Raw genomic sequence first — 12,484 nt, forward strand, 5'->3', positions numbered from 1 at the left:
ACGGGACCCGGGAACTGCGGAGAAGGGAAGTGTCGGCGCCGGACGGTAGCGTGGAAGACGGGGGCTGCTCAGGCCGGTTTGCGCGGCCGCAACTCCAAGATCCCCCCCGCCGCGGCCAACGCCCCCGCGGTGCACGCAGCCGCTGTGACCACCTGGGTGGGTGAACCGTGCAGCCACGTCGTGATCAGCACCGCCTCCACGGCCACCGCCGACCACATCAGGACCGTCACGCGGCGGTCGCCGTCCGCCAGGCGGGCGTACAGCAGGATCTGGACCAGGGCCAGCAGCGAACCCGCCAGCGCGAACGGCCACACCGGCGTCGTGCTCCCCGCGTACCGGGACCCGCCGATCACGGCCAGCAGCGAAGGTCCCAGCACCAGCGAAACCAGCAGCACCAAGGCGTCCAGGCCGGCACAAACCGCGAGCGCCACCGGCAGCGCCCGCCGTCGGCCGTCGGCCACCGCGAACCGCGGCAGGACCAGCACCCCCACCGCCTGCGGCAGCCAGTACGCGATCTTCGTGACGATCGCCCCCAGCGCGTACTCACCCGCCTCCGCCGACGCCAGCGTGTGCCTGGCCAGGACCAGGTCCAGGTTCACCAGCAGCACCAGGGCCAGCATCGCCTGCGCCGTGTGCAGCACCTCGCCGCCGTGGCGGTCGGCCCAGCGCGGCCGCGGACGGCCGCAGATCTGCCAGCCCGCCACGACCACCGCCAGCGAACCGATCGCCGCTCCGGCCAGCGCGCCGGTCGGGGTGCCCGAAACGACCAGCCCCGCCAGCGAACCGCCGACCTTGCCCACGCCCTCCAGCGCGATCAGGCCGGCCAGCACGGCGAACCGGTGGCTGCCCTGCAGGAGTCCGTGGAACACGCCCAGCAGCGTCAACGGCCCGAGCGCCGCCGTCACCAGCAGCGCCGGGGCCAGTGAACCGAGGTGCAGCAGCAGCACCAGCAGCGGGCTCAGCGTCAACGCCGCCGTGGCGACGACCGCGCTCGTCATCAGGCCGAGCGCGAACAGCGAACCCCGGGCCGGCGACGGCGAACGCGCCACCCGCAGGGCCACCACCGTCTGCAGGCCCATCGCGGGCACGACGCCGATCACCAGCACCGCCAGCAGCGAGCTCAGCTCCCCGAACGCGCCGGGTGCCAGCAGCCGCGCGGCGGCCAGGCTGAGCACGTAGCTGGCCGCGTTGTTGCCCGCGAGCGCGAGCGAGACGAGGATCGCCGCGACCCGGTTGCCGGTCCGCGCCGGGACTTCGGTGTCTACGCTCAACGGCGGGCTCCCATTACCGGCGGGTAATGACCAGGGACCCTAACCGCGCACGCAACGGAAAGGAAGGGCCGTGAACGCACCGGGCAGGCGGGCGGCCCTCCCCGTGCTGTCCGCCGCGCTCGCGCTCGCCGTGTGCGCGCCCTTGCTCGGGCGCGGGTTCGTCCTGAGCTACGACATGGTGTTCGCACCGCGGCAGTACTTCGTGCCGGACGCCTTCGGGATCGGCGGCACGCTGCCGCGCTCGGTCCCGGCCGACGCCGCCGTCGCGCTCGCCACGACCGTGCTGCCCGGTGACATCGTCCAGAAGATCGTCCTGCTCCTGGCTTTCTTCTTCGCCGCGTTCGGCGCGGGCCGGCTCGTGCCCACCGAGCACCTGGGCACCCGGCTCGTCGCCGCGACGGCCTACGCCTGGACGCCCTACCTCGCGGAACGGCTGTTCATCGGGCACTGGCCGTTGCTGCTCACCTACGCGTGCCTGCCGTGGATCGCCGGCGCCGGGCTCGCCGCGCGCGAGCGCGAACCCGGTGCCCTGCCGAGACTCGTGCTCGCCTGCGCCCCGGCCGTCCTGACTCCGCCGGGCGGTGTCCTCGCGGCCGCCGTGATGGTCGTGGCCGCCGGCTCGCGGCGGCTCTGGCAGACCGTCCCGCTCGCCATCGCGCTCAACCTGCCGTGGCTGGTCCCGACGTTCCTCAACGCGGGCGGCACGTTCTCCGACCCGGACGGCGTCACGGCGTTCAGCGCCCGCGCCGAAAGCTGGGGGCCCGCCCTGCTGAGCGTGCTGGGGCTCGGCGGAATCTGGAACGCCGAAACCGTGCCCGGCAGCCGCGCCGTGCCGCTGGTGCCGGTGCTGACGCTCCTCGTCGTCGCGCTCGCGATCGCCGGGCTCCGGCCGCTCGCGAAGCGGTGGGGGAAGGCACCGGTCCGTTCCCTGACCGCCCTCGGCGTCCTGGGTGTGCTCCTGGCCTCGCTGGCGACGCTGCCGGGCGGCCATGCCGTCCTCACCGCGGCGACCCGGCACGTGCCCGGCGCCGGACTGCTGCGTGACGCCCAGAAGTGGGTGGCGTGGTGGGCTCTCCCGCTCGCACTGGGCTTCGCGCTGGCCGTCGAAGCCGCCGCGGCGAAGCTCAACACCGGGCGGGGCCGGGTCGCCCTGGTGACGGCGGCCGTCGTCTTCCCGTTGCTGACGATGCCGGACCTGGCGTGGGGCGGCTGGGGACGGCTCGGCACCGCGCAGTACCCGGCCGACTGGCGCGCGGTGGCCGAAGAGCTCGGCGACCGGCCCGGCGACGTGCTCGTGCTGCCGCTCTCGGCGTTCCGCGGGTTCGCCTGGAACGACGACCGCACCCAGCTCGACCCGGCGCCGCGCGTGCTGCCGAAACCCGTGCTGGTGGACGACACCCTGCAGGTCGGCGCCGAGCGCATCACCGGCGAGGACCCGCGGATCGGCGACGTCCGCGCGGCGACGTCGGCGAAGGAGCTCACCGCCGCCGGGATCGGCTGGATCCTCGTCGAGCACGGGACACCCGGTTACGTCGACCCGCGGTTGCTCGCCGACGCGGCGCCGGTGTGGTCGGGGGACTGGCTGACGCTGTACCGGACCCCGGGTGTGCCCGCGGTGAAAGCGATCTCGTGGACGCCGGCCTTGCTGGCGAACGGAGTAGCGCTCACGTTGCTGTGCGTCGCGGTGTTGTGCCGCATGTTACCGATGCGTACATTGGGCCGCGGCAGGATTCTCCCGCCGCGGAAGGAGTGACACGTGGGCACGGTCATCGGCGTGATCGTCGCCGTCATCATCGGCGGCGGAGCGGCGACAGCGGGGGGTTTCGCCCTCATCACCAGCGCCGATCCGGACACCGCGGCTCCGGTGCAGGAAAAGCTCAACGCGCAGGTGAAGTACAACCCGGCCGACCACCCGCTCAAGATCTACGGGGACCGCTGACGCTCGCCTCCGACCACGCCCACCGCGTCGTCGGGCTCTACGGCGACCCCACCGTTTCCTGGAGCATCCTCCTCGAAGCGGAGCTCGTCGCGGCCGCACCCGAACCGGAGAAGCTCCGCGCGCGCCTGGCGGCCGCGGTCCAGCAGTACCCGCATCTCGGTGTGGTGCCGCAGATCGAGCGGATCACCGACCTGCCCACGGTGCGGGACCGCTTCGCCTCGGCACCCTACGAACGCGGTGCGCCGTTGATCCGCGTCGCCGCCGGCGGTCCGGTTCTGCTCATCGCCGCCCACCACGGCGCGCTCGACGGCCTCGGCCTGCTGTCCCTGCTCGGCATCCTCCTCGACGTCCCGGTTTCCTCGGGAGCGCGGGGTATCGGCGAACGCACGGGCGGCAAACCCTTTGCCCTGTCGGCCCTCCAGCGGCTCGCTGAGGCGCTTTTCGCGCCACCGGGCCGGATCACCCCGCACGGCGGGTTCGCGGCCGCCGGGGACGTCTTCGCGGCCGCTGACGAGCCGTGCCTGCGGCTGGGGGCCGCGGGATTCGTCGCGGCGGCCGCGCACGCCACGGAACGCTGGAACCGCGCGCACGGCGCCCGCACGGCGCGGGTCGTGGCGGCACTGGGCGCGTCACGACGGCCGGGTGCGGCGCCGGAACCGGTGCACGACAGCGCGTTCTTCCGGCTGCGGCTGCGCCGTGGGGCGGACGTCGCCGCGGTGCTGGCGGCCCAGCCGCCGGAGCCGGACTTCCCGGCCCGCAGCAGCCGCCTGGCCCGCCTGGGCACCCGGCTGCTGGCGGGCAGGCTGGGGTCGACGTTCCTGGTGTCGAACCTCGGCGTGGTCTCCGCGGGGGAGAAGGTCCGCACGCTGGCGTTCCACCCGGCGGCGAGCGGCCGCTCAGGCGTGGCGTTCGGCGTGGCGACGACCGGCGGCCGGACCACGGTCACGGTGCGGGCCCGCCGCAAGGACTTCGACGAGGCGGCCGCTGTCCGCTTGCTGGGCGAGTTCCGGGCCGCGGTACGGGACCAGGGTTCGCGGGCGGGGCACCGGCTTCCCGGCGACCTCCCGCACCAGTGACTCGAACTGCCCGGCACTCGTGTCCCAGCTGTACTTCCCGGCCCGCTCGGCGCCCGCCAGGCCCATGTGCGCGCGTCGCAGGCCGTCGGCCAGCAGCGTGTCCACCTGGGCCGTGAAATCGTCGAAGTCGTCCGCCAGCAGTCCGGTGCGGCCCGCCACGATGGACTCCGTCACGCCGCCGGCCGCGCGGTAGGCGACCGAGGGCACGCCGTGGGCCGCGGCCTCCATGATGACGATGCCCCAGCCCTCCTTGACCGAGGGGCACAGGTGCAGCCACGACCGCGCGAGGATCTCGTGCTTGGCCTGCTCGTCGACCCAGCCGTGCAGGACGACCCGGTCCGCGACCCCGCGCGAAGCCGCGTGGGCGCGCAGGACCTCGTCCCACGGTCCCTGGCCGACGACCTCCAGCCGCAGCGACGGCCAGCGCCGCCCCAGCCGCGCCACGACGTCGATGGCGTGCTCGATCCGCTTGTGCGGCACCAGCCTGCTCACCGCGACCAGCATCGGCTCACTGTCCCGTCCGGACGCGCACGGTGGCGGAGCGTCCAGCCCGTTCGGCACCACCGTCACCCGCTCGCGCTCGACGCCCAGCTCCGCCAGTTCCGCCTTGGTGACCTCGGAAACCGTGACGTACCGGCACCCGCGGAACAGCCACGGCGCCAGCCGCGACTCGATCCACCAGCCGATCCGCCCGAGCGTCTCGCCGAGCGCGCTGATCCACTGTTCCTCGTGGACGTGGTGCACGAGCACCAGCACCGGGCAGCCGGCGACCAGCCGCGCGAAGAACGGCATCCCGTTCTGCACGTCGACCACGAGGTCGGCGCGGGACCGGCGGATCGCGCGCAGCGCGTGCGCGTAGACGCTGAACTTGTTGCCCCGCCGCCGGTACCGGACGCCGTCGCGCCACTCGCCCGCCGTCGCGCCCGGGTAGGCCGCGCACTGGATCTCGACCCGGTACCCCGCTCTGGCCAGCCCTTCGGCCATCCGCTCGACGTACCGCTCCGACCCGCCGCCCTCGGGGTGGCCGGTGTCGCGCCAGTTGAGGAGGAGCACACGAGGACGTTCCATCGGGTTATCCAAACTGTAGCGACGGTGCTAGGTTACTGGTGCGTACACCCTAGATGAACGTATTCGGGAAAGCGACGGTTCAATGGTAGGTAATCCGGTTCTCGTCGCGACGGCGCAGCCCCACCGCGCGACGCTCCGCCGTTCCGTCACCCTGTTCCGGACATTTCTCACCGAACAGACCGACCCGGACGGCTTCTATTCCGCACTCGCCGCCGACTCGGTCCGGCAATTGGCGGCGCACGCTCCGCTGTCCGGGCGCACGGTGCTCGACGTCGGCGGCGGCCCGGGTTATTTCTCCGACGCCTTCCGCGCGGCCGGCGCGGTCTATCTCGGCTTGGACCCCGACGTCGGCGAGCTGTCCGCCCGCGGCGAGCCGGGGGAGAACATGATCCGCGCCAGCGGCACGGAACTGCCGATGCGCAGCGGGTCCGTGGACGTCTGCTACTCGTCGAACGTGCTGGAGCACGTCGCCGAGCCGTGGGTCATGCTCGACGAGATGTGCCGGGTGACCAAACCCGGCGGCACCGTCTTCGCGTCGTTCACGCCGTGGTATTCGCCGTGGGGCGGCCACGAGACGGCGCCGTGGCACTTCCTCGGCGGTTACTACGCCCGGCAGCGTTATGCCAGGAAACTCGGGAAGCAGCCGAAGAACAAATTCGGGGAAAGCCTCTTCCCGGTTTCCGTCGGCGCCGCACTCCGCTGGGCGAAGAAGTCACCGCTGGCCGATCTGGTGGCCGGGTATCCGCGCTACCACCCGAGCTGGGCGATGTGGATCGTGCGGATTCCCGGCCTCCGTGAAATCGCGTCCTGGAACCTGGTCCTGGTAATGCGCAGGCGCTAGCGGTCCGCGCCCACCGGCACCCGCTGCCGCCGCCGCGGCGGGGCCGGCGGGGCGGCCGGGCGCCGGCGGACCAGCAGGTAGATCGCGACGAGGATCAGCACCGCGCCGCCGATGCCGAGGCACAGCGGGCCCGTGCTCGACAGGAACTCCAGCTTGCCCTTGTTCGCGTCGATCTGGTCGACCATCTGCGCGATCGTCTTGGCGTTGTAGGTCAGCGTCCCGTCGAACACGACGGTCGGGTTGCCGGTGGCGGGCCGCAGCTCCTGGTGCTGCTGTTGCTGCTGCTTGACCTCGACCCCGGTGACCGGCTCCACCCACATCGTGTTGACACCGCGGTAGTACAGGTCGGCGTCGACGGCCGACCCGGTGGCGCCGACCAGCGACCCGGGCACCGACTTCGTCTCGAGCTTCGTGTCGGGGATGTCCTGGACGAACTTGTAGGTCTCGATCCCGTTCACCGTTTCGGTGCCGGTGTACCGGGCGGTGACGGCCTGTCCGGTGTTGTCGTCGTAGACCTGGTAGTCCTTCTTTTCGGTGGCGAACGGGAACTTGAAGTTCAGACCGGGCTGGGCCTTGTAGACGTTCTGCTCCGGCGGCTTGGCACCGGCCTTGTCGGCCTTGTCGCCGAGTTCGGTGACGTAGCTGCTTTCCTTGGTGCACTTCGGGTCCGCGTCCCCGCGCGGGTCGTAGCCCTCGGCGGTGCGCCGGTCGAAGCAGACTTGCCGCTTGCTCGCGCTGAGCACCGTGCCGTCGGCGTCGTCCTTGACCTGCACGCCGAGCAGCCACACCGCGTAGTCGGTGTCCTCGTGCATCTCGGGCCGGGCGAAGTTCGCCTGGACGCGGGCGGTCGCGGTCAGCTTCGCGTCCTTGCGGATCTCGGTCACCGGGCCGGCGCCGTTGTCGGTCACGGCGAGGACCTTGCTCGCGGTGCCTTCCAGCACCGACGTCGAATCCTGGTCGAGCGGCACCTTGGCGAGCTTCGGGTAGACGTAGGTCGGCAGCAGCACCGCCCCGGCGACCGCGAAGACCCCCAGCGCCAGCAAGATCAGGCCCAAAGCTCGTCGCAACGGTCCTCCTGGGTCGTACTCCGGACACGCAAATTACCCGGCGGTAATCAGGTGCACGGATAGTGGCCCGCGCCACGTCGCGCGTCAAAGTGTGACCGGCGGTCACAGATGTCCGGTGCGACCGGAAGGTCGCACGGGCGCCGCCGTTCGGACCAAGGGGCCAAACATGTTTGTTCCCCAGCACAACGGGCGCGGGCCCACCATCGGACGATCCCCGCCGCCGCGCCCGACCGTGAAGGAGAACGCCCCTTTTGCTCCAGGACCCATCGATGGTCGCCATCGCGGCGACCGCGCGCTGGCGGGCCCGGATCGTGGCGGCCGCCGCGAGCGCGGGGATCACCCTCACCGACCCCTGGGCGGGCGTGCCCGGAATCCGGGTGCTGACGTGCGCTTCGGGTGATCTGGGCGCGATCGTGCCCCGCCTCGCCCGCGACGCCGACCCGCCCCGGCCGGCGATCGGCGCCCATTCGGACTCGATCGCCGACCGCGAGCTGCGCGATGCGGTGGCGGACGTGGCGGCCCTGCTTTCGTTGCACGGCAACGTGGTGCTCGACCTCGACGCGGGCGGCTGCCGCCACCGCCCGGCCCGCACGGACGTGGTGGTTTCGGCCGGTGTGGATCGTCCGCAATGGACGGAACCGGCGGTGACGCTGCCGGTGGGCAGACACCGCCGCGGCGGCCCGCTCACGGTGGCCCTGACGGCGGGTCCGGGCTTCGAGGAGACGTTGCTGGAGCTGGCCCGCCTGGTCGAGGCCGACGCGGCCTAGCTCCACCCCCGGTCCCCGAGCGCCCCAATGTGGCCTTGGTTGCGTCAGACGCACCGAAGGCCGCCTTGGGTGCGTCTGACGCACCGAAGGCCGCCTTGGGGCGCTTGGGTGGGGGCGGGCGGGGATCAGTGCTGGCCGGTGATCGCGGTCGCCCGGATCTCCACGCGCATTCCCGGTGCGCCCAGTGCCGCCACGCCCAGCTGCGTCCAGATCGGTGCGCGGTCGCCCATCCGCTTGCGGAACTGCTCCACCATCACCCGCGTGTGGTCGTCGCCGATGGTGTCGGCCGCCGTCGGGATGTGGAACGAATCGACGGCGACGACGTCGGCCCAGGTGGCACCGGCCGTCGCCAGCGTGCGCTCGACGTTGTCGAACGCCTGGATGATCTCCTGCTCCAGGTCCGCGGGGAACACCGTGTCGTCGTCCCACCCGCCCTGGCCCGAGATTTCGACCCGGTCGCCGATGCGGACCGCCTGACTGTAGTGCAGGGCCGCGAGGTGGCGGGGGCCGTAGCCCGGGGTCACGAAGAACATGGTGATTCCTTCCGTTCACTTCATGCTTGAAGTCAACCTAGCACGACTTCAAGCATGAAGTCATCCCGCGGTGGATAGGCTCCCGGTATGGCCACGGATCAAGAAGGCACGCGCTGGCTCAGCCCGGCCGAGAAGGAAGCGTGGACCGGGCTCGTGTCGCTCATCCTGCTGCTCCCCGGCCGGCTGGAGGCGCCGTTGCAGCACGAAGCCGGCCTGACGCTCTTCGAGTACCTCACCCTCAGCCACGTCTCGGAGGCGCCGGAGCGCCGCCTGCGGATGAGCGAACTCGCCTACCTGGCCAACGGATCGCTGTCCCGGCTGTCCAATGTGGTCAAGCGGTTCGAGCACCGCGGCTGGGTGCGCCGCACGCCCGATCCCGGCGACGGCCGGTACACCCTCGTCACCCTCACCGACGCCGGGTTCGAGGTGGTCGAGCGGGCCGCGCCCACGCACGTCCGCAGTGTCCTTGACGTCCTCGACCCGCTCACCGCGGCCGATCAGCAGGCGCTCGCCCGGATCGCCGCCAAGCTGCGGGTGCGGCCCGCCGACCTGGGTTAGGCCTCGTCTTCGACCCACTCCAGCAGGTCGCCGGGCTGGCAGTCCAGGACCCGGCACATCGCTTCGAGGGTGCTGAACCGGACCGCCTTGGCGCGGCCGTTCTTCAGCACGGCCACGTTGGCCGGCGTGAGCCCGACCTGCTCGGCGAACTCCCCGACGCTCATCTTGCGCTTGGCCAGTTCGACGTCGATGCGCACGACGATCGGCATCAGATGACCGCTTCCAGGTCCGAGCGCAGCGCCGTCGCCTGGCGCAGCAGGGCGCGCATGACCACCATCAGCAGGCCGAGCACGGTGGTCGCGACCGTCACCAGGAACAGCAGCATCGGCATGCCCGGGTCATCGGCGTTGAAGCCCACGAAGAGCAGCATCCCGGCGAGCACCAGCCACGCCGCGGCGACTGCCCAGACGATCACGTCGACCCACTTCAGCGACGCGGTGGTGAAGATCCGGTCCTTCTTGACCAGCGTCAGCAGCTTCCACGTCGCGACGACCACCACTTCCACGCAGAGCACCAGGAAGACCGCGATGGCGGTCAGCGGCCAGCGCAGCGGCGCGTCGTGCGGGTTCTGCTGCGCGTGGTAGGCGATTCCGCCCGGCAGCGACAGCGTCTGGAACACGACGAGGACGCCGAACAGCACCACGAGGAACACCCGGAGCGCGGCCACGGCCCACTTCTCGGTAACCATGCGCCGACTATCGCGCGATACCTATCGAAAGTCAATCGGTGGACATCGAAATTCGATCAACTCGGCGCCGGCTCCAAGCGGACGGACTCGAGTGCGACGTACAGCTCGCCGATGTCCACGGGGTCGCTCAGGTCGCGCTTGGTCAGCTCCTGCACGCGGCGCAGCCGGTAGCGGACCGTGTTCGGGTGCACGAACAACCGGTCCGCGGCGTCCTTCGCCGAGCCGTGGCCGGCGAACCACGCGAGCAGCGTGTCGAGCAGGACCTTGCGTTCCGCACCCGGCAGCGCGAGCACGCCCGCCAGCGCCGACCGCACGACTTCGCGGGCCATCTCCGGCGCGGCCGCGACCAGCGTCGTCACCGGCGAGTCGCCGAACACCGCCACCCCGGCCGTTCCCGACGGCAGCGAGCGGCGGGCGATCCGGGCCCGGTGCAGGGCGTCCGGTACGTCGGGGAACCCGCTGAACGGCCGGCTCATCCCGGCCGCCACCGGCAGCGAACCGAGGACCTCGCGCAGCCGCCGGAGGTCCTCGATCCGGTCGATCGCGACCAGGCCGGCCTCGCCGCCGGGCCGCCACGCCGACCGCCAGCGCCGCGCCCGCAGCAGCGCCTCGACGCTGTCGTGCTCGTCCGGCTCGACGCGTTCGGTGACGACGGCGACGAACATGCCCGCCGTCGGCAGGCCCAGCTCGCGCGCCGCGGCCTCCATGTCCGCCTGGCCGGCGAGCCGGCCGCGCAGCAGGTCGTCCAGCAGCCGCGCGTCCGCGTGCGACGGCTCGGCCGCGACCTGGTCGTACGCCGTGGTCAGCGCGTCGGAGTAGAGGTCGATCGCCTTCCAGACGTAGGAGTTGATCTCGATCGTCCGGGTCGGGTTGAGGAATTCCGGGCCGGCGAGCTCGAGGAGGCCTTCGTAGACGAAGGTGCCGCCGATCCGGAAGGCGCGCAGCACGGCCGGCAGCGGGATGCCCTGGCGCGCCTGGGCGAGGCCGGTCTTGCGGGCGGCGTCGAGGGCGAGGCCGCGGCCTTCGGCCAGCGCGGTCAGCGCGCGTTCGAGGTTGGCCCGGCAGACCTGCCGCAGTTCGCCCGGGGCGACGTCCTCGACCTGCCGGTAGAACTCGTCCTGCTCGCTGAGCAGCCGGGCCAGGCGATCGGCGAACTCGGGGAGCCTGGCCAGCATTTCGCGCACGAGCTCGCGGTGTTCGCGAGGTACCGGCCTGGCCAGAGCGTCGATGCCCATCCCTCACTTTAGCTCGGGTCCGCCGCACGGGACATGCACGAAGTTGAGCAAAATTCAGCTCCGCCGGATGGTCGACGGCAGGGTGGTCTCGACGGCTCAGGCCGGCGTGCGCGCGGTGAGGTGGACGTGCGGCTCCGGGCCGGCGTCGTCGTGGTCGGGCACGAACTCGGCTTCCTCCTCGCGGGCGGGTTCCAGCCCTCCCGCAGCAGCTCCTCGAGCGGACCGGCGGCGAAGCTGGACGCCCGGACCGGGTGGTTCGGCCCGGGGCGGCTGCAGCATCGAGAACGCGTCCCAGGTCGCGTCCTCGAAGGACAGTTCACGTATGTCCGCGCGTTCGAACCGGGCGGCGGGCACCTGGTTCCGCGCGATCTCGACCGTCTTCGGGGCGGGTCATGATCGCCCGCTCTGCCGGACCTAGGATCACGCCGTGACCGGTTTGCGAGGTGTCTTCGCCGGGTTCGGCAAGAGCAGGGCGTTCGCGGTGCTCGGGCGGGCACTCGTGCCCGCCGACCGGGTGCTGCTGCGGATCAGCGGCGGCCGGGTCGGCGTCGGCGCGGCGGTCGGGCTGCGGACGCTGCTGCTCACGACGATCGGGCGGCGCAGCGGCGAGCCGCGCCAGGTGCCGCTGCTCTACGTCGAGCGGGCCGGCGGGTACGTCGTGATCGGCTCGAACTGGGGCGGCGAGGCCCACCCGGCGTGGTCGGCGAACCTGCTGGCCCAGCCGAAGGCGACGGTCGCGCTGCACGGCCGCACCATCGAAGTCACCGGGCGGCTCCTGACCGGGGACGAGCGCCGGGAGACGTGGGACGCGGTCGCGGCGTACTGGCCCGCGTACGACCGCTACGCCGTGCGGGCCGAGCACCGCGAAATCCGCGTGTTCCTGCTGGAGCCGGTCAGTCGATGAGGTCGGTGTGCCGGATCCGGTACACCTGCAGCCGCAGGTTGTAGTACTTGTCGGTCTCCCCGACCCACTGCATGCCGAGCCGCTTGGCGACGGCGATCGCCCGCGTGTTGTTCGGCCGCGCGACGGCGAACAGCTCTTCGGTGTCCTGCGTGAAGGCCCAGCCGATCAGCGCGGTCGCCGCCTCGGAGGCGTAGCCCTTGCCCCAGACGCCGGGGGCGAGCTGCCAGCTCAGCTCGAGGTCCTCTTCGAACGGCGGCAGCAGCCGGATGCCGAGGCCGCCGATCACCGCGCCGTCCTCCTTGCGCTCGATCGCCCACCGCCCGCGCGGCGGCGGCAGGTTCGGCTGCGCTTCCTGCCAGGCGTTCAGCACCGCGCGCATCGCGCCGATGTCGCCGACGCGGTCCATGGCCGGGGTCAGCCAGTGCGTCACGTCTTCCGCGCCGTAGACGGCGAACGCGGCTTCGGCGTCGGCAGGCGTCCAGTCCCGGATCACGAGCCGGTCGGTGCTCAACGGGGTCTCCATACCAGGACGCTACG

15 protein-coding genes are annotated in these 12,484 nt (G+C 72.1%); 6 read left to right on the forward strand and 9 right to left on the reverse strand.

Annotation, left to right across the window (positions count from 1 at the left end; genetic code table 11):
• Positions 1 to 68 precede the first annotated feature (68 nt).
• Positions 69 to 1,271 (reverse strand): polysaccharide biosynthesis protein, encoded by a 1,203-nt coding sequence (locus ACLJOU_RS16675; protein WP_410568252.1) that lies wholly within the window; start codon positions 1,269 to 1,271, stop codon positions 69 to 71.
• Positions 1,272 to 1,341: 70 nt separating this feature from the next.
• On the opposite strand from ACLJOU_RS16675, the gene ACLJOU_RS16680 reads away from it, so the two are divergent.
• Both ACLJOU_RS16680 and ACLJOU_RS16685 read left to right on the forward strand, forming a co-directional pair.
• Positions 1,342 to 3,024 (forward strand): hypothetical protein, encoded by a 1,683-nt coding sequence (locus ACLJOU_RS16680; RefSeq protein ID WP_410568254.1) that lies wholly within the window; start codon positions 1,342 to 1,344, stop codon positions 3,022 to 3,024.
• A 3-nt stretch (positions 3,025 to 3,027) separates the two neighbouring features.
• Positions 3,028 to 3,210, forward strand: a complete 183-nt coding sequence (locus ACLJOU_RS16685) for a hypothetical protein (protein ID WP_410568256.1) — start codon at positions 3,028 to 3,030, stop codon at positions 3,208 to 3,210.
• 896 nt (positions 3,211 to 4,106) lie between these two features.
• Here the strand turns inward: ACLJOU_RS16685 and ACLJOU_RS16690 are convergent.
• Complete coding sequence (locus tag ACLJOU_RS16690) at positions 4,107 to 5,339, reverse strand: glycosyltransferase family 4 protein (protein ID WP_410568359.1); 1,233 nt, start codon at positions 5,337 to 5,339, stop codon at positions 4,107 to 4,109.
• 97 nt (positions 5,340 to 5,436) lie between these two features.
• Between ACLJOU_RS16690 and ACLJOU_RS16695 the strand changes: the two genes are divergently transcribed.
• Positions 5,437 to 6,195, forward strand: a complete 759-nt coding sequence (locus ACLJOU_RS16695) for a class I SAM-dependent methyltransferase (RefSeq protein ID WP_410568258.1) — start codon at positions 5,437 to 5,439, stop codon at positions 6,193 to 6,195.
• On the opposite strand, the gene ACLJOU_RS16700 is transcribed toward ACLJOU_RS16695, so the two are convergent.
• A complete protein-coding gene (locus ACLJOU_RS16700; RefSeq protein WP_410568259.1) occupies positions 6,192 to 7,262 on the reverse strand; it encodes a DUF3068 domain-containing protein in 1,071 nt (356 codons plus the stop codon). The two genes, ACLJOU_RS16695 and ACLJOU_RS16700, sit on opposite strands and share 4 nt — an antisense overlap.
• Positions 7,263 to 7,531: 269 nt before the next feature.
• On the opposite strand from ACLJOU_RS16700, the gene ACLJOU_RS16705 reads away from it, so the two are divergent.
• Positions 7,532 to 8,029, forward strand: a complete 498-nt coding sequence (locus ACLJOU_RS16705) for a hypothetical protein (RefSeq protein WP_410568261.1) — start codon at positions 7,532 to 7,534, stop codon at positions 8,027 to 8,029.
• A gap of 125 nt (positions 8,030 to 8,154) precedes the next feature.
• On the opposite strand, the gene ACLJOU_RS16710 is transcribed toward ACLJOU_RS16705, so the two are convergent.
• The gene (locus ACLJOU_RS16710; protein ID WP_410568263.1) at positions 8,155 to 8,562 is read right to left on the reverse strand and encodes a RidA family protein; all 408 of its coding nucleotides are present in this window, start codon (positions 8,560 to 8,562) and stop codon (positions 8,155 to 8,157) included.
• A gap of 87 nt (positions 8,563 to 8,649) precedes the next feature.
• Between ACLJOU_RS16710 and ACLJOU_RS16715 the strand changes: the two genes are divergently transcribed.
• Positions 8,650 to 9,120, forward strand: a complete 471-nt coding sequence (locus tag ACLJOU_RS16715) for a MarR family winged helix-turn-helix transcriptional regulator (RefSeq protein ID WP_410568265.1) — start codon at positions 8,650 to 8,652, stop codon at positions 9,118 to 9,120.
• Here the strand turns inward: ACLJOU_RS16715 and ACLJOU_RS16720 are convergent.
• The 4 genes from ACLJOU_RS16720 to ACLJOU_RS16735 form a co-directional block, all read right to left on the reverse strand.
• The gene (locus tag ACLJOU_RS16720) at positions 9,117 to 9,329 is read right to left on the reverse strand and encodes a helix-turn-helix domain-containing protein (RefSeq protein WP_410568267.1); all 213 of its coding nucleotides are present in this window, start codon (positions 9,327 to 9,329) and stop codon (positions 9,117 to 9,119) included. The genes ACLJOU_RS16715 and ACLJOU_RS16720 overlap by 4 nt on opposite strands.
• Positions 9,329 to 9,808, reverse strand: coding sequence for a DUF2975 domain-containing protein (locus ACLJOU_RS16725; RefSeq protein WP_410568268.1), 480 nt, complete (start codon positions 9,806 to 9,808; stop codon positions 9,329 to 9,331). The genes ACLJOU_RS16720 and ACLJOU_RS16725 overlap by 1 nt, the downstream gene beginning before the upstream one ends.
• A gap of 56 nt (positions 9,809 to 9,864) precedes the next feature.
• On the reverse strand, positions 9,865 to 11,043 hold the full coding sequence (locus ACLJOU_RS16730) for a PucR family transcriptional regulator (protein ID WP_410568270.1): 1,179 nt from the start codon (positions 11,041 to 11,043) through the stop codon (positions 9,865 to 9,867).
• Between the two features lie 96 nt (positions 11,044 to 11,139).
• Complete coding sequence (locus ACLJOU_RS16735; RefSeq protein WP_410568272.1) at positions 11,140 to 11,397, reverse strand: hypothetical protein; 258 nt, start codon at positions 11,395 to 11,397, stop codon at positions 11,140 to 11,142.
• 82 nt (positions 11,398 to 11,479) lie between these two features.
• Between ACLJOU_RS16735 and ACLJOU_RS16740 the strand changes: the two genes are divergently transcribed.
• Positions 11,480 to 11,947, forward strand: coding sequence for a nitroreductase family deazaflavin-dependent oxidoreductase (locus ACLJOU_RS16740; RefSeq protein ID WP_410568361.1), 468 nt, complete (start codon positions 11,480 to 11,482; stop codon positions 11,945 to 11,947).
• Here the strand turns inward: ACLJOU_RS16740 and ACLJOU_RS16745 are convergent.
• Entirely contained in the window at positions 11,937 to 12,470 is a 534-nt protein-coding gene (locus ACLJOU_RS16745; RefSeq protein WP_410568274.1) for a GNAT family N-acetyltransferase, read from the reverse strand. The two genes, ACLJOU_RS16740 and ACLJOU_RS16745, sit on opposite strands and share 11 nt — an antisense overlap.
• Positions 12,471 to 12,484 lie beyond the last annotated feature (14 nt).

The organism is Amycolatopsis sp. cmx-4-61 (assembly GCF_046548775.1).
GTDB lineage: Bacteria > Actinomycetota > Actinomycetes > Mycobacteriales > Pseudonocardiaceae > Amycolatopsis.

Bases quoted from the DNA above. Each gene is read 5' to 3' on its own strand.
- ACLJOU_RS16730 (WP_410568270.1), bottom strand. From the start codon at position 11,043: ATGGGCATCGACGCTCTGGCCAGGCCGGTACCTCGCGAACACCGCGAG.
- ACLJOU_RS16715 (WP_410568265.1), top strand. From the start codon at position 8,650: ATGGCCACGGATCAAGAAGGCACGCGCTGGCTCAGCCCGGCCGAGAAG.
- ACLJOU_RS16745 (WP_410568274.1), bottom strand. From the start codon at position 12,470: ATGGAGACCCCGTTGAGCACCGACCGGCTCGTGATCCGGGACTGGACG.
- ACLJOU_RS16710 (WP_410568263.1), bottom strand. From the start codon at position 8,562: ATGTTCTTCGTGACCCCGGGCTACGGCCCCCGCCACCTCGCGGCCCTG.
- ACLJOU_RS16705 (WP_410568261.1), top strand. From the start codon at position 7,532: ATGGTCGCCATCGCGGCGACCGCGCGCTGGCGGGCCCGGATCGTGGCG.
- ACLJOU_RS16695 (WP_410568258.1), top strand. From the start codon at position 5,437: ATGGTAGGTAATCCGGTTCTCGTCGCGACGGCGCAGCCCCACCGCGCG.
- ACLJOU_RS16720 (WP_410568267.1), bottom strand. From the start codon at position 9,329: ATGCCGATCGTCGTGCGCATCGACGTCGAACTGGCCAAGCGCAAGATG.
- ACLJOU_RS16725 (WP_410568268.1), bottom strand. From the start codon at position 9,808: ATGGTTACCGAGAAGTGGGCCGTGGCCGCGCTCCGGGTGTTCCTCGTG.